The 22,152-nt window shown below is 42.6% G+C and carries 19 protein-coding genes; 9 read left to right on the top strand and 10 right to left on the bottom strand.

Annotated features, from left to right (window positions below):
- Positions 1–2: 2 nt before the first annotated feature.
- Positions 3–1,070 (bottom strand): VOC family protein, encoded by a 1,068-nt coding sequence (locus N7E81_RS00930; RefSeq protein ID WP_263051405.1) that lies wholly within the window; start codon positions 1,068–1,070, stop codon positions 3–5.
- A gap of 190 nt (positions 1,071–1,260) precedes the next feature.
- Between N7E81_RS00930 and N7E81_RS00925 the strand changes: the two genes are divergently transcribed.
- Both N7E81_RS00925 and N7E81_RS00920 read left to right on the top strand, forming a co-directional pair.
- Entirely contained in the window at positions 1,261–1,722 is a 462-nt protein-coding gene (locus tag N7E81_RS00925) for a hypothetical protein (protein WP_263051404.1), read from the top strand.
- A gap of 77 nt (positions 1,723–1,799) precedes the next feature.
- Complete coding sequence (locus N7E81_RS00920) at positions 1,800–2,168, top strand: SpoIIAA family protein (protein ID WP_263051403.1); 369 nt, start codon at positions 1,800–1,802, stop codon at positions 2,166–2,168.
- Between the two features lie 244 nt (positions 2,169–2,412).
- Here the strand turns inward: N7E81_RS00920 and N7E81_RS00915 are convergent, their stop codons facing one another.
- Both N7E81_RS00915 and N7E81_RS00910 read right to left on the bottom strand, forming a co-directional pair.
- Positions 2,413–3,963 carry an OmpA family protein gene (locus N7E81_RS00915; protein WP_263051402.1) on the bottom strand — a complete coding sequence of 517 codons (1,551 nt, stop codon included), beginning with the start codon at positions 3,961–3,963 and terminating at the stop codon, positions 2,413–2,415.
- A 232-nt stretch (positions 3,964–4,195) separates the two neighbouring features.
- Positions 4,196–5,308, bottom strand: coding sequence for a serine hydrolase domain-containing protein (locus tag N7E81_RS00910; protein ID WP_263051401.1), 1,113 nt, complete (start codon positions 5,306–5,308; stop codon positions 4,196–4,198).
- Positions 5,309–5,684: 376 nt separating this feature from the next.
- Between N7E81_RS00910 and rpsT the strand changes: the two genes are divergently transcribed.
- From rpsT to N7E81_RS00895, 3 genes are all read left to right on the top strand, one after another.
- Positions 5,685–5,936 carry a 30S ribosomal protein S20 gene (gene rpsT / locus N7E81_RS00905; RefSeq protein WP_263051400.1) on the top strand — a complete coding sequence of 84 codons (252 nt, stop codon included), beginning with the start codon at positions 5,685–5,687 and terminating at the stop codon, positions 5,934–5,936.
- A 122-nt stretch (positions 5,937–6,058) separates the two neighbouring features.
- Complete coding sequence (radC, locus tag N7E81_RS00900) at positions 6,059–6,757, top strand: RadC family protein (protein WP_263051399.1); 699 nt, start codon at positions 6,059–6,061, stop codon at positions 6,755–6,757.
- On the top strand, positions 6,754–7,344 hold the full coding sequence (locus N7E81_RS00895) for a DUF1684 domain-containing protein (protein ID WP_263051398.1): 591 nt from the start codon (positions 6,754–6,756) through the stop codon (positions 7,342–7,344). The genes radC and N7E81_RS00895 overlap by 4 nt, the downstream gene beginning before the upstream one ends.
- Before the next feature lie 13 nt (positions 7,345–7,357).
- On the opposite strand, the gene hutI is transcribed toward N7E81_RS00895, so the two are convergent.
- The 6 genes from hutI to N7E81_RS00865 all read right to left on the bottom strand — a co-directional run bounded on the left by hutI (position 7,358) and on the right by N7E81_RS00865 (position 14,181).
- Positions 7,358–8,581 carry an imidazolonepropionase gene (gene hutI / locus N7E81_RS00890; RefSeq protein ID WP_263051397.1) on the bottom strand — a complete coding sequence of 408 codons (1,224 nt, stop codon included), beginning with the start codon at positions 8,579–8,581 and terminating at the stop codon, positions 7,358–7,360.
- Positions 8,582–8,601: 20 nt separating this feature from the next.
- On the bottom strand, positions 8,602–11,292 hold the full coding sequence (locus N7E81_RS00885; RefSeq protein ID WP_263051396.1) for a tetratricopeptide repeat protein: 2,691 nt from the start codon (positions 11,290–11,292) through the stop codon (positions 8,602–8,604).
- Positions 11,293–11,296: 4 nt separating this feature from the next.
- A complete protein-coding gene (gene gatC / locus N7E81_RS00880) occupies positions 11,297–11,584 on the bottom strand; it encodes an Asp-tRNA(Asn)/Glu-tRNA(Gln) amidotransferase subunit GatC (RefSeq protein WP_263051395.1) in 288 nt (95 codons plus the stop codon).
- Positions 11,585–11,680: 96 nt separating this feature from the next.
- A complete protein-coding gene (gene arsM, locus N7E81_RS00875) occupies positions 11,681–12,649 on the bottom strand; it encodes an arsenosugar biosynthesis arsenite methyltransferase ArsM (protein ID WP_263051394.1) in 969 nt (322 codons plus the stop codon).
- 52 nt (positions 12,650–12,701) lie between these two features.
- Complete coding sequence (gene arsS / locus N7E81_RS00870; protein WP_263051393.1) at positions 12,702–13,760, bottom strand: arsenosugar biosynthesis radical SAM (seleno)protein ArsS; 1,059 nt, start codon at positions 13,758–13,760, stop codon at positions 12,702–12,704.
- An 85-nt stretch (positions 13,761–13,845) separates the two neighbouring features.
- Positions 13,846–14,181: an arsenosugar biosynthesis-associated peroxidase-like protein gene (locus tag N7E81_RS00865; protein WP_263051392.1), complete on the bottom strand. Its 336-nt coding sequence runs from the start codon at positions 14,179–14,181 to the stop codon at positions 13,846–13,848.
- 130 nt (positions 14,182–14,311) lie between these two features.
- Here N7E81_RS00865 and N7E81_RS00860 point away from each other — a divergent pair, with 130 nt between their 5' ends.
- The 4 genes from N7E81_RS00860 to N7E81_RS00845 all read left to right on the top strand — a co-directional run bounded on the left by N7E81_RS00860 (position 14,312) and on the right by N7E81_RS00845 (position 19,396).
- Positions 14,312–15,022 carry a tRNA1(Val) (adenine(37)-N6)-methyltransferase gene (locus N7E81_RS00860; protein WP_263051391.1) on the top strand — a complete coding sequence of 237 codons (711 nt, stop codon included), beginning with the start codon at positions 14,312–14,314 and terminating at the stop codon, positions 15,020–15,022.
- 35 nt (positions 15,023–15,057) lie between these two features.
- Positions 15,058–15,447 (top strand): hypothetical protein, encoded by a 390-nt coding sequence (locus N7E81_RS00855; protein ID WP_263051390.1) that lies wholly within the window; start codon positions 15,058–15,060, stop codon positions 15,445–15,447.
- A gap of 184 nt (positions 15,448–15,631) precedes the next feature.
- A complete protein-coding gene (locus tag N7E81_RS00850; RefSeq protein ID WP_263051389.1) occupies positions 15,632–17,935 on the top strand; it encodes a TonB-dependent receptor in 2,304 nt (767 codons plus the stop codon).
- 57 nt (positions 17,936–17,992) lie between these two features.
- Positions 17,993–19,396 (top strand): PepSY domain-containing protein, encoded by a 1,404-nt coding sequence (locus N7E81_RS00845; protein WP_263051388.1) that lies wholly within the window; start codon positions 17,993–17,995, stop codon positions 19,394–19,396.
- Between the two features lie 56 nt (positions 19,397–19,452).
- On the opposite strand, the gene N7E81_RS00840 is transcribed toward N7E81_RS00845, so the two are convergent.
- The gene (locus N7E81_RS00840) at positions 19,453–21,957 is read right to left on the bottom strand and encodes a sodium-translocating pyrophosphatase (RefSeq protein WP_263051387.1); all 2,505 of its coding nucleotides are present in this window, start codon (positions 21,955–21,957) and stop codon (positions 19,453–19,455) included.
- Positions 21,958–22,152 lie beyond the last annotated feature (195 nt).

Here is a 22,152-nt window from a genome sequence, read left to right as displayed (position 1 = left end):
GGTTAGTCAAATTTTCTTCTTTTGGTGATCGCCATGGCTTTGAGGATAAACCCAGGGAGCGGCTTGTGTGGGTCACGGTTTTTGAGCTTGATGCTCCAGTTTATTTTTTTGATCAAGGGTACTTTATGTGTTTCCACAAATTCTACCAAAGTACCGTCGTTGTCTTCGATGTAGCCCCAGTGGCCATTGGCATCGCCCATATCGAAATGCTCAGAACTGAGTACTTGAAAGGGGTAATTTTTCTCTTTGCATTCGGCTACGAGTGCGTTCATGTTGCGTATATCGAAGCAGAGATGGATGAATCCTACATCTCCCCAGAATCGACCTTCAAAAAGCTTCTTTGGGGTGCGATCTAGCGCTTGGATCAGCTCGATCTGGCCGTCGCCCAAAAGAGGGGAAAACCCGCCTGTACGATCTTTTTTATGCGTAAGCAATATCCTTCTGAATTGTCCCTCTCCGTTGTTGAGACCTTTTAGGTCTTCGAAGGTGCCTGTTTTGTCATAGATCACTTGGTCGTAGCCCAATATGCTACTGTATAATTTCATAGACTTGTCGATGTCTGATACGCCTAGCGTAGCGCCGCAAATGCCACCTACATCACATTTTGATTTTTTTAACCAAGAATCAAATTCTTTGATATGCAAGAGATTGTCCCAAGGGTCTTTGATGTAGAAACCCTTAGATCCGTCTGGTTCGGCGTGGATTTCTGTGCAAACCGTTACGCCCGATTTTTTGAGGCGATCGAAGCTGGCTTGGATGTTTTGTGATTTGATCTTAGCGATGTTGATCCCTAGATCGCCGAGCTGCACAGGTTCTTCTATGGTAAGTGGCGTACGTCCAGTATGTTGCCAGATCTCATAACCACTTCCTCCTTGAGCATTCATTGCTAAAATGGCTCTTTTGGCGCGTGGCTGACCCCCCATATATTTGGCCATAAAGGTAGCCTCATTGGCATCGTCAAAGATGCATAAATCCGCCCCTAAGGTTTTGGCATACCATTCAAATCCTTTTTCAGCATCGTCTACTCCTACGCCGATTTGCTGTATCCCGTATATTAATTTTTCGTCCATGCGACTTAGCATTAAAAATTCACAAAAAATGAGTGAGCAAATTAGCTAAAAATTCTGGTTAGTGAACGGCTATCTGAATCAATCTCCTGCGCTATTTCGCATAATTTTGCATTATCTTTTGTGATTGGTTAGCTTAATTGGACTATTATTTCTAACCCCAAATCCATTTTTCAATTTTAAATGATTAGTTATGATTATGAATATACGTTGGATAGGAGTGTGGCTTGTTTTGGTGATGATGAGTTGTCAGCCGTCTGCTCATAAAAAAGGTGTAAGCCCACTTACTCTATTAGGTAGTTGGGAATTGATTGCGGCTGAAACCACAGAAGGAGGGGAAACGATCAATACCTTCGTGCCAGGCAGGAAAATGATTAAAATTATCAACCCTTATCATTTTTCATTTGTGAATCATGACGTGAACAAAGGACGAGATTCGTTGGCTTACTTTGCCGCAGGAGCGGGCAATTATACATTAGATGGCCAGACTTACACGGAACAGCTAGAATTTTGTACGGCACGTGCTTGGGAAGGACATACCTTCAAATTCGAATTGGAGATAAAAGGAGATACGCTGATTCAACAAGGCGTGGAAGAAAATAAAGCCTTAGGTGTAGATCGCTACATCGTGGAGACATACATTCGTACGAAGTAAGGAATTTCGTGGCGTTTTCAAAGTAGTCAAAAGGGTGTTATCTTTATGAGTATTGATAAACCAAACCTTTTACCTATATGTCAGGCGTTTCGATTCTTAATGAGCAGAATAAAACCATTGTATTTACTGATTTGTCGCATTTAAGTGTGGACGACTCTCCAGTAGTGATGTCAGAGGCAGTGCAGGTTATTTCAAAGTATCCTTTGAAGTCGGTACTGTCGCTCGTGGATATGACTGAGATGCGTTTCAATAAGGTGGTCATTGCCCGTACCACGGATATTGCTAGAAAAAATGCCCCATATGTCTCTGCTACAGCCATAGTAGGTCTCAATTCTGTAGCCAAGCTTATCGCCAAATCTGTGATTAGATTAACGGGTAGAAATACATGCCTTTTTGATAACTTGGAAGAGGCTAAGCAGTGGCTGCTAGAGAATCCTTCTGAATAAAGAGTAGTAGTGCTCTGTTTTTCTTATCAGTTAAGTAGTTAATCGTTAGGAGGTAAATAAAAAGCTAATGATTAGTGTAATTTATCTGAAAAGAAATATCTTTGGATGTATGCATAGTTTCCGTGATAGACGGTAGAGGTGGTGAGAAACTAGCATGTGTTTTTCCTTGAGAGAAACAACCAAAAACGAATAACCTCAATTTACCATAAGCATCAGGCACTAGTGTCTGATGCTTTTTTTATTGCTATTTTTTCAGCTTGTGCACAGTAAATTCTACTCGGCGATTGAGTTTGCGAGTGTCTGCGTTGGCATTGCTGGCAATTGGTTTCATTCCTCCATATCCTTTTCCTGAGATTCTTTTCTTGTCTACGCCTTTCGAAATCAGGTATTCACTGACGGTTTGTACTCTTTTTTCGCTGAGCTCTAAATTAAGTGAAGCTTTGCCTTGGTTGTCCGTATGACCAGATAGAAAAATAGTGATATCAGGATTGTATTTCATCATTTCTACCACTAGATTCAGCTCTTTCTCCGACCCTTGGATAAGTGAGGGAGTCCCTTGCTCAAAAAGCACATGTTCGAGTGTTACTGTATTGCCTTCGATCACTGGTTCAAGGCGGTAGGTGAGGGATTCATTGTTTAGTAGGGTGGCATCGGTGACTACTGCTTCGGTAGAGAGGTATCGAAACGCTTTTACTTTTATTTTGTATTCACTGCCTTCATTTATAGTTAGGTTAAATTCTCCGCTAGAGTTGGTGAGTGTTTGGTAAGTTTTTTCAGTAGGTTCTGTGGTGACAAAGACCTCTGCTCCTATCAGTTTTTTACCTGTTTTTTTATCGTATACCTGGCCACTAATGGCTATGATGTTTTGTGCTTCTACTACATCTATCACTTCAATAGTATCTTTCAATACCTCTTCTGGTGTAATGTCAGGTTTGATTTTTACTTTTTTTAAATCACCGTAGCCGTCACTATTTTGGGTGCTAGATAGATAGGCATATTCCTCATCCAATAAAAATGTAAAAGAGCGTTCTCTGCCCTTCGTGTTGATTTGTGAACCCAGGTTTACTGGCGGACTCCATTGCTGCCAAGTGTCGTCGAGGCGTACCGACATGAAGATGTCAAAGCTGCCTTGTCCATCGTGGCCATTGGAGGCGAAAAATAGTGTTTTGTTGTCGGCGGCTAAATAAGGGGTAATTTCCTGATTTTGTGTATTGATCGTTGAGCCTAGATTTTTAGGACTTGTCCATGAGCCATCAGCTTTCATTCGAGCAATGTAGATATCCTCTACACCGTAATTGCCAAAGGACTCCATGCCGAATAAGAAATGCTTGCCGTCGGCAGAAATGCTTGCGCTGAGCTCCTCAGATTTCGAATTGAAATATGGGATTTTGAATGAAGTAGGTGTAGACCATTTTCCGTTGTTGTAATAGGATAGTGCAAATTCTTGGTCGTTGATAATGACCATGGCTCGTCCTGCATCCATAAATCCGATGATGCTATTTCTTTTGGTGTTGTTTACGGCCTTGAGGTTATAAGCAGGCGTCCATAGACCTCCGCTATTTTTTTCGCTGACCCATATATCTCCTTGGTCTTTTGTGCCCCCAGCATTTTCAGGATGGTTTTTTCGTGTAAAGTAGAGCAATTGTCCGTCAGGGCTGAGTACTATATTTAGTTCGTCTGCAGTGCTATTGACTACCGAATCGAGCGAGATCTGCTCACTGAATACTTCAATTTGGGCGAAAGCGCAATTGCAGCTAATGAAGAAGGCTAAAAGAAACGTGTATTTGATATTCATGCAGTGGTGTAATTCAGAGGGTAAAGTTGCAATGCTCTAAGGGCAATTCCAATCGATGTATAGTTGAGTAATTGTTATTTTAAATAGTACTTAAATAATAATTAATTGAATTAATAATATTTTTTTACGTGAAAATGTTATTATACTTGTAATTAATAGTATCAATAGACTAAGAATACAATCAGGTGCATGGAATGAAAAAAATCTCGGGCTTACCTGCTCCGAGGTTTTTTCATTCATTTTCCTCCTCCATCAAACCATATACCAAGTCGTGAATCCGTGGTCTTATATTCAAGGTGTAGATCTTTCTATTAGTCCGGCTAGGATAAACTCTGTTAGCCAGGAAGATGAATAGTAATTGATGATCTGGGTCAGCCCAAACTAATGTCCCTGTATAGCCAGAATGCCCATAGCTGTTTGGGCTGGCGAGTTTAGCTACTGTGGTTTTTATACTGTCGTATTCAATGAGCGGCTTGTCAAATCCCAATCCTCTGCGGTTGTCTTGATCGCAATATTGGCATCGGGTAAATTCTGTTATGGTCTCTTGATTTAGGTATCTTTTTCCATTGTATGTGCCCCCATTAAGTAGCATTTGGTAGATTTTGGCTAGGTCGTAGGAATTACTAAAAAGCCCTGCATTGCCAGAGATGCCTAGCATGACAGCGGCACCTTCGTCGTGGACTACGCCGTGCAAGGTATGCATCCTGAAAAAAGTATCTACTTCCGATGGTATAATCTGATCTAACGTATATTTTCTGAGTGGGTCAAAGCCTAAAGAGGTGGCTTGAATAGGCTTGTAGAAATTTTCAACAAGAAATTTTTCAAAACTCACTCCAGACAATCTTTCGATTAAATCAGGAAATAGATAAAAAGCCAGTCCAGAATATACATATCCTTCTTCGTCGTACAAATCTGACTTTCTGATCATTTTATATATTTTGTCAGTTTTGAAATCCTTGTGGAGAAACAAGTCTGAGCCAGGTATATGATACGGATATTGGCTGGAAGAATCTGTGGAGATGGTCTTTCTTTTGTATTTTCCGTTTCTGCGCTGGGATTCTGCATAGTATGGGATCCAGTTTTTCAGTCTGGATTGATGAGCTAGTATCTTGCGCATCGTGAGATCGGATTTGTTGGACTTGGCTAAGAAAGGGAAATAGTAACCCATGGTTTTATCCAAATCAAACAGCCCGTCTTCTTCTAGTTTCATCAAAGCCAACGTTGTTGCCGTGATTTTGGTGATAGATGCTAAATCGTATAGGTTTGAATTGCGTACGGGTAGTAGGCTGTCGTAGGTATGATATCCGTATGATTTGTGGAAGAAGATTTCTCCATCTTTTGCCAATAAAATCTGGCAGACCAGGGAATGCCCCAGAGTCTAGTGCTTGGTGGATGATAGCCTCTATGCCTCCATACAAACGGGCGGAGTCTATATGAAGAAGTGATGGAGTGGTATAGCGCAGGGTGTCTGATTTCGATGCCTGGGGAAGGGCATCTATTGCAGCAAGGAAAAAGAAGCTTAATAGGACTGTTCGTTTTATTTTGCTCATAAATGAACTTAAAAAATTAATAAACTAGTATTTCTGAAGACATAATTACAGCAAAAAATGCCTTTATTAAACTAATAAGGGGCTTAAAATTTATTTAGCTAATTGGGTTTGTATTTATGTATAATAGCTCTAAATTTGCAGTCCTAAAAAAAGAATATAACATTTTAGACAATGGCAAATCATAAATCGGCTTTAAAGAGAATTAGATCAAACGAAGCTAAAAGGCTTAGAAACAGGTATCAGCATAAAACGACTAGAACTTTCGTCAAGAGATTGAAGGAGTCTAGCGACAAAGCTGAAGCGCAAGAGCTGTTGAAAAAAGTTGTTGGCATGATTGATAAGTTGGCTAAGAACAACATTATCCATAAAAACAACGCAGCTAACCAAAAGTCAAAATTGACTAAGTTAGTAGCTTCTCTATAAGTCAGAGTTAAGTTTATAAAATACTGAATGCTCCCTTTTTCAAGGGAGCTTTTTTTGTTTATACCTTTCTTGTTTTTTAATTGCTTTGTCTTATTTTAGAAAAAGCATATAAAAGAATCTCTATGTATAGTTCAGATAATCTGTCCATTAAACAATGGGCGGAAGAAGACAGGCCTAGAGAAAAATTAATTATCAAAGGCAAAGCGGCTCTTTCAGAAGCAGAACTTATCGCTATTCTTATTGGTTCGGGTACGCCCCGTATTTCAGCCGTAGACCTAGCTAAGATGATTCTTGCAGCTAGTGGCAATGACCTTAATCAGTTGGCAAAGTTGTCCTTAGCTGATTTGAAAAAATTCAATGGTATTGGTGAAGCCAAAGCCATTGCGATCATTAGTGCCTTGGAACTGGGGCGTAGGCGTAAGGAAATGGAGCCAGACAAGAAGCCTAAAATTCAGGCTGCTTCCGATGCGTATCTTTTTCTAAAACCACACTTGATGGATTTGGATCATGAACAGTTTTGGGTCATTTACTTGAATCGAGCCAATCAGTTATTAAGGGCCGAAATGATTAGTGCAGGTGGCGTGTCGGGTACTGTCGTGGATGCCAAATTGATCTTCAAAAAAGCACTTGAAGTACTGGCAAGTCAAATTGTGTTGGCGCATAATCACCCCTCAGGAAATCTCAGGCCGAGCGAACAAGACATTCGCCTCACCAAAAAAATGAAAGCTGCAGGTCAGACCTTGGATATTCCTGTTTTGGATCACATCATTTTCACCGATCAGGGCTATTTTAGCTTTTCAGAGCAATCAATGATGTCATGATATTAAAAAACGTATTAGTACTGCTTGTAGTAAGTTTATGCTGGGCTTGCGAGTCCAAGCAGCCCACAATGACCTATGACGAGTTTATTACTAAGGATAGGGAGGAAACGACACAGTTTATGAACGAATCACCTGATTCCCCTTTTGCCTCGGCAGACTCAACGATTCGATTGAATTACTACCCAATCAATGAAAAACTGAAGGTGCTAGCCTCAGTAGAAATTATCTCAAATGGTAGTGAGTTGACGTTGGGTACATCCGCCGGAGAACTCCGTGTGTATATCCAATATGCGTATTTGAAGTTTGTGATTGAAGATCAACCACAGCAACTGCTTGTGCTAAAGGGCGATGAAAAGGAGGACGGTTTGTTTTTGGCTTTTACAGATCTGACCAGTGACGAGACTACCTATGGTGGTGGTCGCTATCTCAATTTGAATTTTTCTGACAAAGCTAAAAAAGTCACTCTTGACTTTAATTTAGCATACAATCCGTATTGTGAGTACAGTGCTACCTATTCTTGTCCTTTGCCGCCAGTAGAAAATCAGTTGCCAATTGCGATAGAGGCAGGTGAGAAGCTGTATAATTGATTTTGACGAGTAGTTAGCCTACCACCTGTACACCGCGTTTCCATATTTTATTAGGCTTTATTTTGCCCTGTTGATAGAAAATCTCCCGATGATCGCTTACTGGAAAGGCAATCAAGTCTGCTAATTGGCCTAACTTTATTCGCCCCCGATCTGAAAGATTTAGTGCCTTAGCCGCACGGAAAGTAATGCTTGCAATACATTCTGAAATAGACAGTTTTTCTGCTGAGCCGATAAGTGCTGTTTGGATGAGCAAGTCTCCCATAGGGGCCGAGCCAGGGTTCCAGTCCGTAGCTATGGCGAGACAGCAGCCTGCATCTAGCAGCTTTCTGGCTGGGGAGTAATGCATGCCCAGTCCAAGCGAAGCGCCAGGCAGTACGGTGGCTACAGTTTCTGATGCCGCGAGGAGTGCTATGTCGGCATCGGAAATAGCCTCGAGATGATCTGCGCTCACAGCGCCTGCTGATATAGCAACTGCTGTGCCGCCAGGAGTAAATTGATCTGCGTGTACTGTGAGGTCAAACCCATCAGCTTTGGCTTGAGTTAAGTATTTAGCAGACAGTATAGGGTCAAAAGCACCATCTTCGGTGAAAATGTCAATGCGATTTGTTAGATTTTTCGTTTTCAATTCAGGAAAGAGCTTGGTTGCGATATGCTCTAAATAGGTCTCATGATTGTCGAATTCTTTAGGGCAGACATGTGCTGCCAAACAAGTGGAAATGAGGTCTGCGGGTACTTTTTCGTTAGCAGATTGGATGGCATGAAGCATTTTCAGTTCTTCAGCTACTGATAAGCCATAGCCACTTTTTACTTCGATTGTTGTGACTCCTTCTTCTAAATGGCGCTTGGATCTTGCTTTTACCAGATCAGTAAGGTCTTCTTCGCTGGCAGCTCTGGTTTTGCTGACCGAATCATGGATGCCCCCGCCATTTTTCAGGATCTCTTGATAGGTTTTGCCAGCTACACGCTGTGCATAATCGCCAGCCCGAGACCCTCCAAAACAAATATGTGTATGGCTGTCGATCAGTCCTGCCATTAGTACATGATCGCCCTTTATTCGATCTATGCTATTGGCTTCATTTTTCAGATCAGAGAATGCGCCTACTTTGACAATGAGATCATCTTCGATCAGTATACCGCCTTTGCTAATGAGTCCGAGGGCATCTTCTGCTAGTGCACCTTTGAGTGGCGCCTCGCTCATGGTAATTATTTCTTTGAAGGGGCCTATCAGTCTTTTCATGGGGATGTTGTTTTTGGGTACTACCAGTTATGGTCTAAATGGGCCTGGGCATTTTCTTTTCGGGTTTTGAATGCCATTTCGTAAGCCTCATATTCGGTTTTGGGCAAAATATCATAAAGTTTAATCAATGTGTCTTCTGCAAAATCGATTAATCCTGTTTGTAGACAGTGATCGATATATGCTTTGATCAGTGGGGTTGAATATTCATTGATGGAGATACCTTGATGCAATATGCGGTAGGCCAGTTCTTCATTTTTCTCTTCCTCTAGGAAATACTTCGCAGCAGCAATTACACCTTCTTCGTAGTAGGGATTGTCTATCCCTAGTTGCTCATAATATATCCTTTTGTTAGTAGTTGTTTGTTTGGCTGTTGCCAAAAGCTGCTTTTCTCTTTCAAAAGAATAGCTTTTCCACGAGGCTTTGTTTTGCTGCATTGCCTCAAAGAGTTTGCCCCATGCGGCAGCCTGTGTGGGATTGATCGAGTCATTGGAGAGGCTCTCTTTGCTGAGCAAAAACAAGGCAAGAGACTGATCACCGAGTTGGTAGTAGGCTTGTGCCAAATCTGCTGATGCCTTTGGGTAATAAACTTCCCTGGCTGCTTCTAGGTACTTAGAGGCTTGTAGAGGGGCGCCTTGCTCTAGAGACCATTTGCCTAGTAGAGTGTTCCATTTGCCGCTTTCCTCTTCTTCCACTTCTTTGATTTGATAAATGATCTCAATGGCAGCAGATACTCTGCCTGCCTGATAGAGATTCAATGCCTTGATTAGATCCAGTTCTTTTCTGAACGACGAATTCTCAGGTATATTTTCATAGCGATCGATGATTTGAAGGTATTGAAGTAGCTTGTTTTGATGGCAATAAAGCCCAAGATTTTTGAGATAGCTATAGGTAAATAGATTTAGAACAGGAGATTGCGGTTGAGTTACAAAGGCCAGATGGCTAGTGTCTGCAGCTACTAAGCGATTGGCAAGGGCATTGCTTTGCAGGTCGAACCTTTCCAAATCTTTGTTGTCGCTGTCGTCTGCCAAGCCATGCATGGCAGATACCGCTTTGAGATTGGTATTTACAATGGTTTGTTCCCAACTACCTGGAGTACTATTTTTCAGATAATAGATAGCCGAATCCGCGACATTGGTTTTGTTGTATAGCAGTGCTAGGTTGTTTTGCAGCGCCCAGTTTTTAGGGAATTTGCGAAGCCCTTCCTGATAGGTGAAAATGGCATCAAAAAACTGACTGCTATTTTCGTATGCTTTGCCCAGCGAGGCATATACATAGGGAGTTGGTTGTTTTTTAGTGGCATTTTTAAGGTAGGCCAATTGGTGGGCTGGTCGTTTTTCGGCTTGCGCCAATTGAAAATTGGCATGATGATTTAGCTGGCTTTGTGCCGTGCTTTCCTTGTAGTAATAATTGGCCGCGTCTGTTTTGCCGAGGGCTAAATTCAAATCCGCTAGTCCATTGTAATAGCCTGCTACACTCAAATAAAAACTAGAGTAGTTGGCGCGAAAAAATAAGGCGGCTACTACGATCATTCCCGCCAGTCTTGCAGAAATATATGGGAAATTATCCTCCACATAGGCAAATTGATGTACGGGTAGGTTTTGTTTCAGCTGGTTGATAAAATTGAAAATAATGTAAAGGAAAAACATCAACCCAAACCCGATGTGACTATATAAGATTAGAAACTGCATGGACTCTATGAATGGGTCATTTGCGTGTAGTGCTTGATACGCCAAGGTGGCGAATGTGATCACGGCTAAGGCCAAGTAGAGGAGTCCAGTATAGGGGTAAAAAGGCAAGGTTTTGCCGTATCTACCTTCGCGTGATTTGATTCCCCATATGCCTAAAATAGCCGAAACAGTAAAGGCAGCAAATGAATTGAGGTAGTAGATGTTCCAGTCCAAATACCCGATATGCTTCAGGTAGACGGCCATAAGGTTGAGTAAGTAGACTAGGCTCAATAGGATGAAATGGGTGGTGTTGTTGGTAGACGACTTGACATAAGGTGTCGTAAGCGAAAGAATTCCGTAAATGATCTCGTGCCCGATGATAAGGATGAAAATGGCACAGATCAGTGCTGCTGGCAGGTACGAAAATCTAGCTAAAAATAGGAGGGGTTCATGGTATGAGCTTCCAAGATAAATCAATCCAAAAGTGACAGCTAGCAATCCTAAGAAAATCAAAAATCTCCAGCCTAGGCCTACCTCTTCATTGATAGAATTGAAATAATAAGATGCGGGCAAAAACAACAACGTGATGAGAATGATAGGGGATTCGTCGTATAGCCCGAAAATGCCAATTTTGCCGATGCCACTCAGCATAATGAGTAATATCCAAAGCCCCATGGCCAGGTAATACCAGAATTTTTTTAAGTAGGTGGCAATGGACAGACAGCCGACTAGGCTCACATATAAGACGATAAGGTAAGCATAGGTGTAACCCAAGGGGAGGCTTTTTGATCCTCCAAAAACTTTCTGAAAGATCAGAGGCAAGTCGATACTTACTGTACTTTCTATGAATGCAGAATGATTGGAGAAAATCGGAAAATTCAGATTTTCCAAATAGCCAGTGATTTTCCAGTAATAGAAAGGACTCAAACCTCCCCAATGTATGATTAAAAAGGAGGCGATTGTGGCCAAAAGAAGTCCTGCAATCAATTTAAAAGTGAGTTGGAAAGGAGCTTCCCACTCATTCCAGAAAGCGAATTTGTTCATGAGATCAGTTGAGTACCTTTGGTACGATGAAATGGCCTTGATCACTTTCTGGGGCGTTTTTAAGCGCTTCTTCACCAGAGAAATAATTGTCGGATTTGTCGATTCTGAGATGAATAGGCTCTTCGTTTACATTGCCCAAAGGTGCTACATCAGCCGTGTTGACTTCTTCTAATTTTTCTACCCAATCTAGAATGTCGCCTAAGTCGGTACTTAGTTTTTCTTGCTCTTTTTCGCTCAATTCTAGTCGAGATAATTGAGCCAATTTTTGAACGGTATTTTTGTCTATTGCCATGTGCTTATCGAATAAGCCTCAAATTTAACAAAAGATGCCAGTTGGATGCCTTGTGCTTATGACAAAAAGGTATCCATTGATGAATATCTCGCGAAATTAGCAGCATCCTCCGCCGTCGTAAAAGAAAGTGGAGGAGGTGAGATGTAAATCGTTGCGCCCCAAACCTGCTAATGCCTCAGCAGTTTTGTCGCACACCGCTAAAGGCTGATTTTGCATGAGTACGTGTCCATTTTTGTCATCAAAGTATTCGTCTGTACCATAGTAAATAGCTGCTTTTCCAGTAAATACACAGGGGCCGTCGGGAGGCATGGGGTCTTTGATGGCACAGACCTCCAGACTTTCTATGATGATATTTTCTTGTACATCGTAATGATTCTGCGACAGAATTCGGTAAGGGCGCTTGGCGCGAATTTCTACAGTGCCAAAACCAACATCGGTGAGCATTTTGATATAATCTTTCATCGGAATAGAGCCGCTCAGGCATAAAGCACGTAGCTTTTCGTCTTCTCTCAGGTGCTCAGGCATGGCTTGATCGCAAATGGGATCAGACATTACCAGACGCCCATGAGGTTTTAGTATCCGATACATTTCCTGAAGTGCTTTTTTGAGTTCTTCAGCCTTGAATATGTTGAACAGGCAGTTTTGCGCAGCCACATCGATGGACTCATCCGCTACGGGTAGATCAAGTGCATCTCCTTTTTTGAGTTCTACAAAACTGCTGCTAAACCAGTCATTCTCTTTTTCTGCTTGTATGAAATTTTTGCGAGAGGCTTCTAGCATTTCGTCTACTACATCTACGCCGATGACCCCAGATTTTTTTCTGCTGAAGTAGGCAAACTGCAACAACTCCATGCCTCCACCTACCCCTACATATAGAATATTTGGGTTGTTTACCAAATCCCTCGGGTGCACAGTAGTGCCACAGCCGTAGTTCATTTCCTGCATGATTTTGGGCATGCTTAGCCCTGGCAGTTGCCAGATTGGAGAGGTAGTGCAGCAGAGACCTACATCTGGAGTTAACGCTGCCGCTTTGTATATGTCTTTGGTGGTTTCTAGGTAGTTCATTATTCAGGAATAATTTTAAAAATAGATCAAGATTAGCTTGTTAGCCTCCTTGTTAGCCTTCATTAACAACCGTTCCTCCACAACTAGACCCAGCACCAGCAGTGCAGCCATAGCAGTGATTGTTGAGTATGATTTCTCTTGAGGACAATAAGTCCGTATTGAAGTTACGGATATGACTAGGTGCTCCATGATTGATTTTGAGGTCGAGCATCTGGTTGAAATCGCAATCGAATAGGTAGCCGTCCCAGCCGATTGAGATGGTGTTTCGACACATCACTCCATCTACTGCAGCAGGATTGAAGGCATCTATGAGTTTTTGCATGTAGTCTTCATAGTTTTCTGAGGCCACTAGGTAATCCAAAAATCTAGAGATGGGCAAGTTTGTGATGGCATACAGTTCATGAAAATCTATACCGAACCCTTCTTTTAGCTTTCGCTTAAAATCGGCCTCTAGTCCTGCTTGGTTGGCGGGTAAAAAAGCTCCTGATGGATTATAAACCAAATTGAGTTTTAGCTCAGCATCTGGCAGACCGTAGCCCACGGCATTCAGCATTTTTAATGCTTCGATGGACTTCTCAAACACACCGTTGCCACGTTGTGCGTCTGTGCGACGAGCCGAGAAATGAGGCAGCGATGACACTACTTCTACCTTGTTTTTTTTGTAAAATTCCGGTAAGTCGTGATACTTCTTGTTGGCCAGAATGATGGTGAGATTGCAACGAACGATGATGTGTTTGCCTCGGGAGGAAAGCTCCTCTACAAACCAGCGAAAATCAGGGTTCATCTCTGGGGCACCACCAGTGAGGTCTACTGTAGAGATATCGGATTGGTCTAGCGCGTCTAGGCACAGTTGCATGGTCTCGCGCGTCATGATTTCTTTGCGATCTGGGCCAGCATCTACATGGCAATGTTTGCAGACCTGATTACACATTTTGCCCATATTCACTTGAAAAACATCAATCCCTGTTGGTTTGAAAGAAGACTGGCCTAGTCCTTCTAGCTGGTCGGCAAAACTGACTTGGGCCAAATTTTCCAATATGCTTATCTGTCTGTCGGTATGCGACAGTTTATGGTCTTGGCCTTGTAGGGATATCTTTCGTTCCTTAATCATGTTTCAATTGAATTTCTTTTTTATCATCACCTTTTTGCTGGACTGTCGATCTTGTAGCTCCTTCTTATGTACAATGACGATTGGTTTACATGGTCAAATCATCAATCTTATTCATCATCTGTACGCCATGTACGAGTACTGCGCCGCTTTTGATCGCTGCCGCTACATGAATAGCTTCCATCATTTGGGTTTCGTCGGCGCCTTTTTCGAGCGAGTCGGCAGTATAGGCATCGATGCAGTAGGGGCACTGTACTGCATGAGATACAGCTAGGGCGATCAAAGATTTTTCTCGCTGAGTCAGTGCGCCTTCTTTGAATACTTCGCCGTAGTAGTCGAAAAATTTTTTTCCCAACTTGGGTTGCAACTCTGAGATGTTGCCAAATTTCTTAAGATCCTTTGGATCGTAGTATGATTTTTCCATGGAAATGGTGGGTTTGAATCTATCAGTGAATATTAAATCTTGAATTTAAAATTTCTAATCCATTAACCATGTGAGAAGGGAAATAATTCCGATAATTTGTAATCTTATTTCGAAAGATAAAAAAAGCAGTATGGCCAATTCCTATTTTCAGTTTAAACAATTCATCATCCATCAGGAACTATGCGCTATGAAAGTCAGTACAGAAGCATGTCTCTTGGGGGCTTGGGTGGCTGCTGCTAAGCCTAGCCGGATTTTGGATATTGGTACTGGTACGGGGCTTTTGGCTCTGATGCTGGCACAGCGGATCGATGGGCAGATTGATGCCGTGGAGTTAGATGAACAGGCAGCGCAGCAAGCTGCACAAAATGTAGCTGCTTCGCCGTGGGTAAATAGAGTGTCTGTGATCCATCAGGATATCTTTGATTATGCCAAAAACAATAATAATCGCTATGATCTGATTGTGTCCAACCCTCCGTTTTTTACTAACAGCCTGAAGGCTGAGACCGAAAATAAAAATTTAGCCAAGCACGACTCTTTAGATTTTAGCAAGGCTTCTTTAGCCGAAGCCCTCAAGATCCTTTTATCCGCAGATGGTTGTGCTTACATCCTGTACCCAGAGTTGGAGTCGCAGCAGTTTAAGCAAGCTGCCGAGCAGATAGGACTCTTTTGTCAACCTGCTCTCATCATTCGAAACCAACCCAGTGCAGCCATATTTCGAGTGATTTCTTTGGTCTCTCCTCAGTCTCAGTCGTTGGAGCCCGAGGAGCTTCTTATTAGAGAAGGGAGGAAGCATTCTGATAAATTTAATGAGCTGCTCGCTTCTTATTACCTAAAACTATAGCTGTTTTTTTGAGGGAAGCTTTAAATTCGCCGTGAATGAACCGCATCATCGCTATATCTTTATTACTATTATACACCCTTGTCTGGGCGAAACCTTTCGTGCCTTACGTGGAGTATGCTTTGTCTAAGGATTATGCCGTGCTTAGTCTCGATACTGAAAAACTCGATGCGGGCTTCACTCGATGCGAGGATATTTGTAACCTAGAAGAGCAGTTGGCTAAATATGCGAACGAAGAATCGTCCGCAGACCGCCCGATGCAGCAAGTCAAATTGGGTCACGAAGTATTGATGCACATCCTGATAGACACCAATACATCTTTTGCTCAGTTGGGTCAAGGCTTATTACTAGGAGGAATGGTGTATTATTTTCAGTCCTATTATTCTATATATGGCGATGTGGCTTCTCCACCGCCCAAATTTGCTTAAAATCACTTCTTTTTGGCTATTCAGAATCATTTTCCTTTTCGGGAAAATACATTTTTATCAATCTGAATATCGCCACAAACCACCTTTGCCATCTCTACATTTTGGCGAACATGGTGTTTAAAATTTAAAATAAACATAACTGCATGCGTCTATAAAGGATTCATGCATCATACGATATTCTATAATGAAAAGAATAATAAAGGCTACACTAGCCATATTATGTGTAAGTGTGTCTGTATCGATAGCTCAGCAAAACGTCTCGGGTATTATAGTCGATAAGCAAACTAAAGAACCTATACCAGGAGTCAATATTGTGATCAAAGGAGAAGCTAAAGGTACTATTACCGATCTAATGGGTGCTTTTCAGCTCCAAGTACCAATAGATCAGGAAATTTCTATTTCCTATCTGGGGTATGAAACTCTTCAAATGAAAGCAACAGCTGATTTTGATCAGGTCGAATTGGCTCAGTCAAGCGTAGAACTCAATCAGGTCGTCATCTCAGCAAGTAGAGATGCGCAAATGCGATCCGAAACACCAGTGGCAATTTCTAGTTTGTCGGCTCAGCAAATCGAAGAAGCTAAAGCCACTAGCACAGATCAGCTACTCAACAAAACACCAGGGGTATACATGGTGGACTTGGGTAATGAGCAGCACAGTATGGCAATTCGGCAGCCGTTGAGCTACAAAAGCTTGTTTTTATATCTCGAAGACGGTGTGCCTGTTCGTACCACAGGTGTGTTCAATCATAATGCATTGATCGAAATGAATATGGCTTCGTTCAAAAATATTGAGGTAATCAGAGGGCCGGCTTCTTCGCTATACGGTAGTGAAGCCATTGGGGGAGCAGTTAATTTTATCACGCTCAACCCTACTTCTACATTGTTAGCAAAAGCCTCTGTGCAGGCCAATAACCTTGGGTACAAACGGGGAGACTTGATGTTTTCGGATACTTATGGCAAAGTAGGCGTGGTGGCCTCTACCAACTACGCCACGCGAGTAGATGGCTACAGAGACCATAGCGACTATGAGAAATTTGCGCTGACGCTAAAAGCTACAGTAGAATTGAGCGAAAAGGCTCTGTGGTCCAATAGCATGACTTACGTAAACTATCGGTCGGATGCTGCTGGTAGTTTGGATAGCGCTAGTTTTTATGGTCAGGAGTACTCTTCGTTTCAGACTTTTACCGATCGAGATGTGGAGGCGTTGCGTTACAAAAGTGCCCTAGATTATTATTGGGATAGAGGATCTAAATCGTCCGCTACTTTTTTCTATCGTAGCAATTCTGTGAAGCAAAATCCTTCTTACAGAATCAAAGACGATTATTCCCCTTGGGCTAACCCTGGTGGAGATGAAAACCTAGCGCACTCCGAAGTCAATGACAATTCCTTCAACAGTTATGGATTGATTTTACAACACAAAGAAGTGTTGAACTTCTGGAATTCTTCTATGACCACAGGGGCGAGTTTGGATTATAGCCCAAGTTCTTATTTAGCTAATTATATCAGTGTACACAAAACAGATGCAGGTGTGTACGACGGTTTTACTCCATCAGATTCAGTGTTGACGAACTATGAAACGGATTTGATCAACTATGCAGGTTATGCGCAGTTGGAATTGAATCCTGTAGCCAAACTGCATGTGACGGCTGCTGTGCGATTCGATAGGTTCACTTATGTGTACGACAATCACTTGCCATCTAATGCTTATTCAGGGGCTCCAGATGAAACTAATCACTTCAATGCTTTTACGCCAAAGGTTGGGTTGAATTATTCGATTAGCCAACGGTCGGGTATGTATGCCAACTTCAGCCAAGGGTTTGTGCCGCCACAGGTGAGCGAGCTTTACCGTGGCGTAAAGGTGCCTACGTTAGATCCAGCCGTATTTACCAATTACGAAGTGGGGGGCTGGTTTGCTTTGCTCAATAATAAGGCATCGATAGACGTGGCAGTGTACCAGCTCAATGGCAAAGATGAAATCATCAACGTGCAGCAGCCTAGTGGAGACTATGCCAATGAAAATGCTGGAGAGACTGTGCATCGAGGAGTAGAGTATGGGTTCAACTACAAGCCGATCAGTGATTTGTACATCCGGTTGAGCGGAACTAACGCACAGCATGAGTTCAAAGACTATGTAGAGTCAGGCGTTGATTTTTCAAACAATGAAATGGCTACAGCGCCATCATGGATAGCCAATGGAGAGATCACTTACAGGCCGTCTTTTGTGAGAGGCTTGCGAGTGGGCATAGAGTGGCAGCATATGGACGAATACTATACCGATGCCGCCAATACTTCTACTTACGAAGGGTTTGATATTTTTCATGTTCGTATCGGTTATGAATTCAAAGGCTTTGAAACTTGGCTCAACATCATGAATGTGGGTGATAAAATCTATGCGACTAATGTAACGAAGTCTGCTTGGGGGACTAATTATCAACCAGGAGATCCACGTACTTTCAATGTAGGGTTGGCCTACAAATTTCAAAAATAAAAGAACTTGTAACAAGATGGTTAGCATTATCGAGCCATCTTGTTCATTCAAAAAATTATGAAAAGAAAACAATTATATCTCTGGCATCGATGGCTCAGTGCCGTGTGTTTATTGCCTGTATTAATGTGGTGTCTGAGTGGGCTGATGCATCCATTGATGGGACATTTCTTCAAGATTTCCCCTGCCGAAATGTTTTTGAAACAAGCGCCATTTGAAACGGATGCTACGGCTGTCGATCTACAAGATTTGCCTATAGACAAGACAGAAATAAAAGACCTTCGCTTGGTTAGAGTAGATGGCCAGCCATACTACCAGATCCAAACGGCTACTGGCCAATGGCAATACTATAGTTGGGCAGATGGTAGTGAGCTAGTCGATGGCGATCAGCTTTATGCCAAGCAGTTGGCTCGATACTTTTTAGGGGATCAGACAGCAGGGATTGTCGAGATCGAGCGAGTAGATGAATATACGGCAGAGTATAAAATTATCAACAGGCTGCTGCCAGTTTATCGAGTGGCATTTGATCGGGCGGATGGTATGGAGGTGTATGTACACACGGGATCGTCTAGGTTGGGTACACTCAATGATAGGCTCCGAAAAGGCTTTTTATGGGTGTTTTCTATGTTTCATAATTGGGATTTTTTAGGTGAAAATTCATATGCCAAAAAAGTAGCCGTATTGGTGTTTTCTTCTTTGGTTTTTGTGACGGGTGTACTAGGCCTCGTTATTTTCTTCAGTACTAAAAATGCCACTACCAATACTTCTGAACGAATGAAACCACGCCGCAGACATAGAAAATTAGCCGTGGCGGTGTCTATTGTTTTGTTGATGTTTTCTTTTAGCGGAGCGTATCATTCGCTACAAAAATTTGAGCCGTATGATTTGAATGGGCAAGGGCCAGCATGGGCTACTATCGGAGTGGGACAGTTAGAGGCAAATCCTATGTCTGCGATTCGTCAAGCAGGGACTGCCGTTCGGCAAATGTCTTTGAAAGTCTTGAATGGTAAGTGGTACTATCGGATCGTTTTGGCTCAAGCTAATACATCGGTTGTTTATTTGAGTGTAGATCGATTGATGCCATTAGTCAACGGAGACTTGGCTTACGCGACACAGCGTGCCTTTGAGATAGCTGGACAGGATTTTCCTTTGCTGGCAGAGCCAGAGTTGATTACCCGGTTTTATAATGAGTACGGTTTCATCAACAAACGATTGCCTGTGGTGAAAGTGGCTTTTGATACGCCAGATCACTTGACGTGTTTTGTGGAACCTAGTTCGGGTATCCCAGGGGCGATTGTGAGAGATAAGAACAGAGCTGAAATCTTGAGTTTCATTTTTCTGCACAAGTACAACATGTTTAATTTCTTAGGGAAAGGAGTACGAGATGGCATCATGTCCATGGCCTCACTGGCCGTAGTGATGATTGCGATGTCTGGACTTTGGATTTTGCTCAAGAAAAATTGAGACAAAAAAATAGCTCAAGGTTTAAGCCCTGAGCTATTTTTAGTTTTTATCAAAGCTTATTTTAATTCTTGCAGTTGGGCTTCTACTTCAGTTTTTGAGCCTGATAGTGTATCTACGTTTACCGTTTCTTTTCCATCCACTATTGATTTCGTTTCTACGATTGCTGTAGTACTGGTCTCTTCGCCAGACATGATTATTTTTATTTCTTTCTTAGCACCTTTTGTAGCGCAACAAGCTTTTGTACATCCAGGCTTACAAGTTTTCGTTTCGCCTTTGCTTGCGCAGCATGCCTTCGTACAGCCAATTTTGCATTCTTTTTTGTCCATTTTGGTATGACAAGCAGCCGTACAAGGTCCTTCGTGCTTACATCCCATCATTTCCATTTTCACTTCAGATCCGTGTCCACCAGTGCCATATACTTCTCCCAAAATTGGAGCGATTACTAAGCCTACCAGACAGGTCAATTTGATCAGGATATTCATAGATGGCCCTGAAGTATCTTTGAATGGATCACCTACAGTATCACCAGTTACGGCAGCTTTGTGTGCTTCAGAGCCTTTGTAGGTCATCTCTCCGTTGATCATCACCCCTGCTTCAAATGATTTTTTGGCATTGTCCCAAGCACCACCTGCGTTGTTTTGGAAAATGGCCCACATCACACCAGATACTGCTACACCAGCCATATAGGCACCCAGTGCCTCAGGTCCCATTACAAACCCGATAATGATCGGAGTGATGATAGTCAAGGCACCTGGGAGCATCATTTCTTTCAAGGCTGCTTGAGTAGAAATCTCTACACATCTGGCATAATCGGGTTTGCCAGTGCCTTCTAGTATGCCAGGGATTTCTTTGAACTGGCGTCTTACTTCCATTACCATTTCCATGGCTGCTTTACCTACAGATTTCATGGCCAAAGCAGAAAATACTACTGGGATCATACCGCCGATAAACAAGGCCGCCAATACGTCCGCTTTGAAAATGTTGATCCCATCGATACCAGTAAAGGTGACATAGGCGGCAAACAAAGCTAGTGCCGTTAAGGCAGCAGACGCAATTGCAAAACCTTTACCTACAGCAGCAGTAGTATTACCTACTGAATCTAAAATGTCAGTTCTTTCTCTTACTTCTGCAGGGCATTCGCTCATTTCGGCTACGCCTCCAGCGTTATCCGCGATAGGGCCAAAGGCGTCGATGGCCAACTGCATAGCAGTAGTTGCCATCATAGCAGAGGCAGCGATAGCCACGCCGTAGAATCCTGCCAATTCGTAAGATCCCCAAATGGCGATTGCAAAAAGGATTACTGAAGAGAAGGTAGAGATCATACCAGTAGCCAAACCAGCAATGATGTTGGTAGCAGCTCCTGTAGATGAGTTTTGTACGATGTCCATCACAGGCTTCTTGCCTAGGGCAGTATAGTATTCGGTAAACATAGAGATCAAGTACCCAACCCCAAGCCCTACCAAAGTAGCATAGAATACATGACGGCTAGGGATGTCCATGGTGCCTTCTCCGAAAAATTTCATGCCTATAATAGTCTCAGGGAGCATATAGTCGATCAAGAACCAGCCAGCGATAGCCGTGAGGATGATAGAGGCAATATTTCCTGTGTTCAATGCTTTTTGAACGTCAGCTTCTTTAGCAGAATTGTCTTTGATGTTGATTAGAAAAGTACCTATGATCGAAGAAACAATACCCACTCCTGCAATCATGATGGGTAGCAAGATAGGTCCCATGCCACCAAAGGTATCGAGTACTAGGCCAGCATCGGCCATGTCTTTGATAATGTAGTTGCCTAGTACCATAGAGGCCAATACGGTGGCGACGTAAGACCCGAAAAGGTCAGCCCCCATACCCGCGACATCACCTACGTTGTCGCCTACGTTGTCGGCGATGGTTGCAGGGTTTCTGGGGTCGTCTTCCGGGATACCTGCTTCGACTTTGCCTACTAGATCAGCACCTACGTCAGCGGCTTTGGTATATATACCGCCACCTACACGAGCAAAAAGCGCGATAGATTCGGCTCCTAGAGAGAAGCCAGCTAGGGCTTCAAGTACCATGGTCATGTCGTTGTAGAAAGAGCCATTGCCCATAAAAGATTTGACAAAAACTAAAAAGAACAAGCTTAGACCTAAAACGGCTAAGCCTGCTACTCCTAATCCCATCACAGTACCACCGCCAAACGAAACTTTTAGGGCATTGGGGAGACTGGTTCTGGCTGCTTCTGTAGTTCGGGCGTTGGCCTCAGTGGCGATCCGCATGCCGATATTGCCAGCAGCAGCAGAAAAAATAGCACCAATGATAAAGGCTGGGACGATCATCCAGCTGGTAGTTGCTACCAAAGTAGAAATACCGAATAATGCTATAGAAGCGGCTACTACGAAGATGGCTAATAGTTTGTATTCGGCACTCAAGAAAGCCAAGGCACCCTCTTTGATGTTTTTGGAGATTTCTTGCATCTTCTCATTCCCAGGACTTTGTTTTTTCACCCATGCCATTTTCATTAACATGAATACAAGTCCTAGACAGGCCAATGCGATTGGCACGTAAATCAAATTACTCATATCTTTTTCCTAGAAATTATTAAAAATTAAAAAGAGGGCCATCTGCCCTCTCTATTTAAACCGTATCAAATATAAGCGATCAGATAAGAATAAAAAATATTGTAGCTAAAGGAGGCCTGTCAGGCTGTGGTTGGCCATCTTTTACAATTAACTGGACTTTTTCAATAGGTAGGTAATATTCTATTCAAAATCAGA

It is taken from the genome of Reichenbachiella carrageenanivorans (assembly GCF_025639805.1).
Classification (GTDB): Bacteria; Bacteroidota; Bacteroidia; order Cytophagales; family Cyclobacteriaceae; genus Reichenbachiella; species Reichenbachiella carrageenanivorans.
The sequence above is the reverse complement of the archived record's forward strand: the minus strand, read 5'-3'. Positions and strand labels throughout refer to the sequence as shown.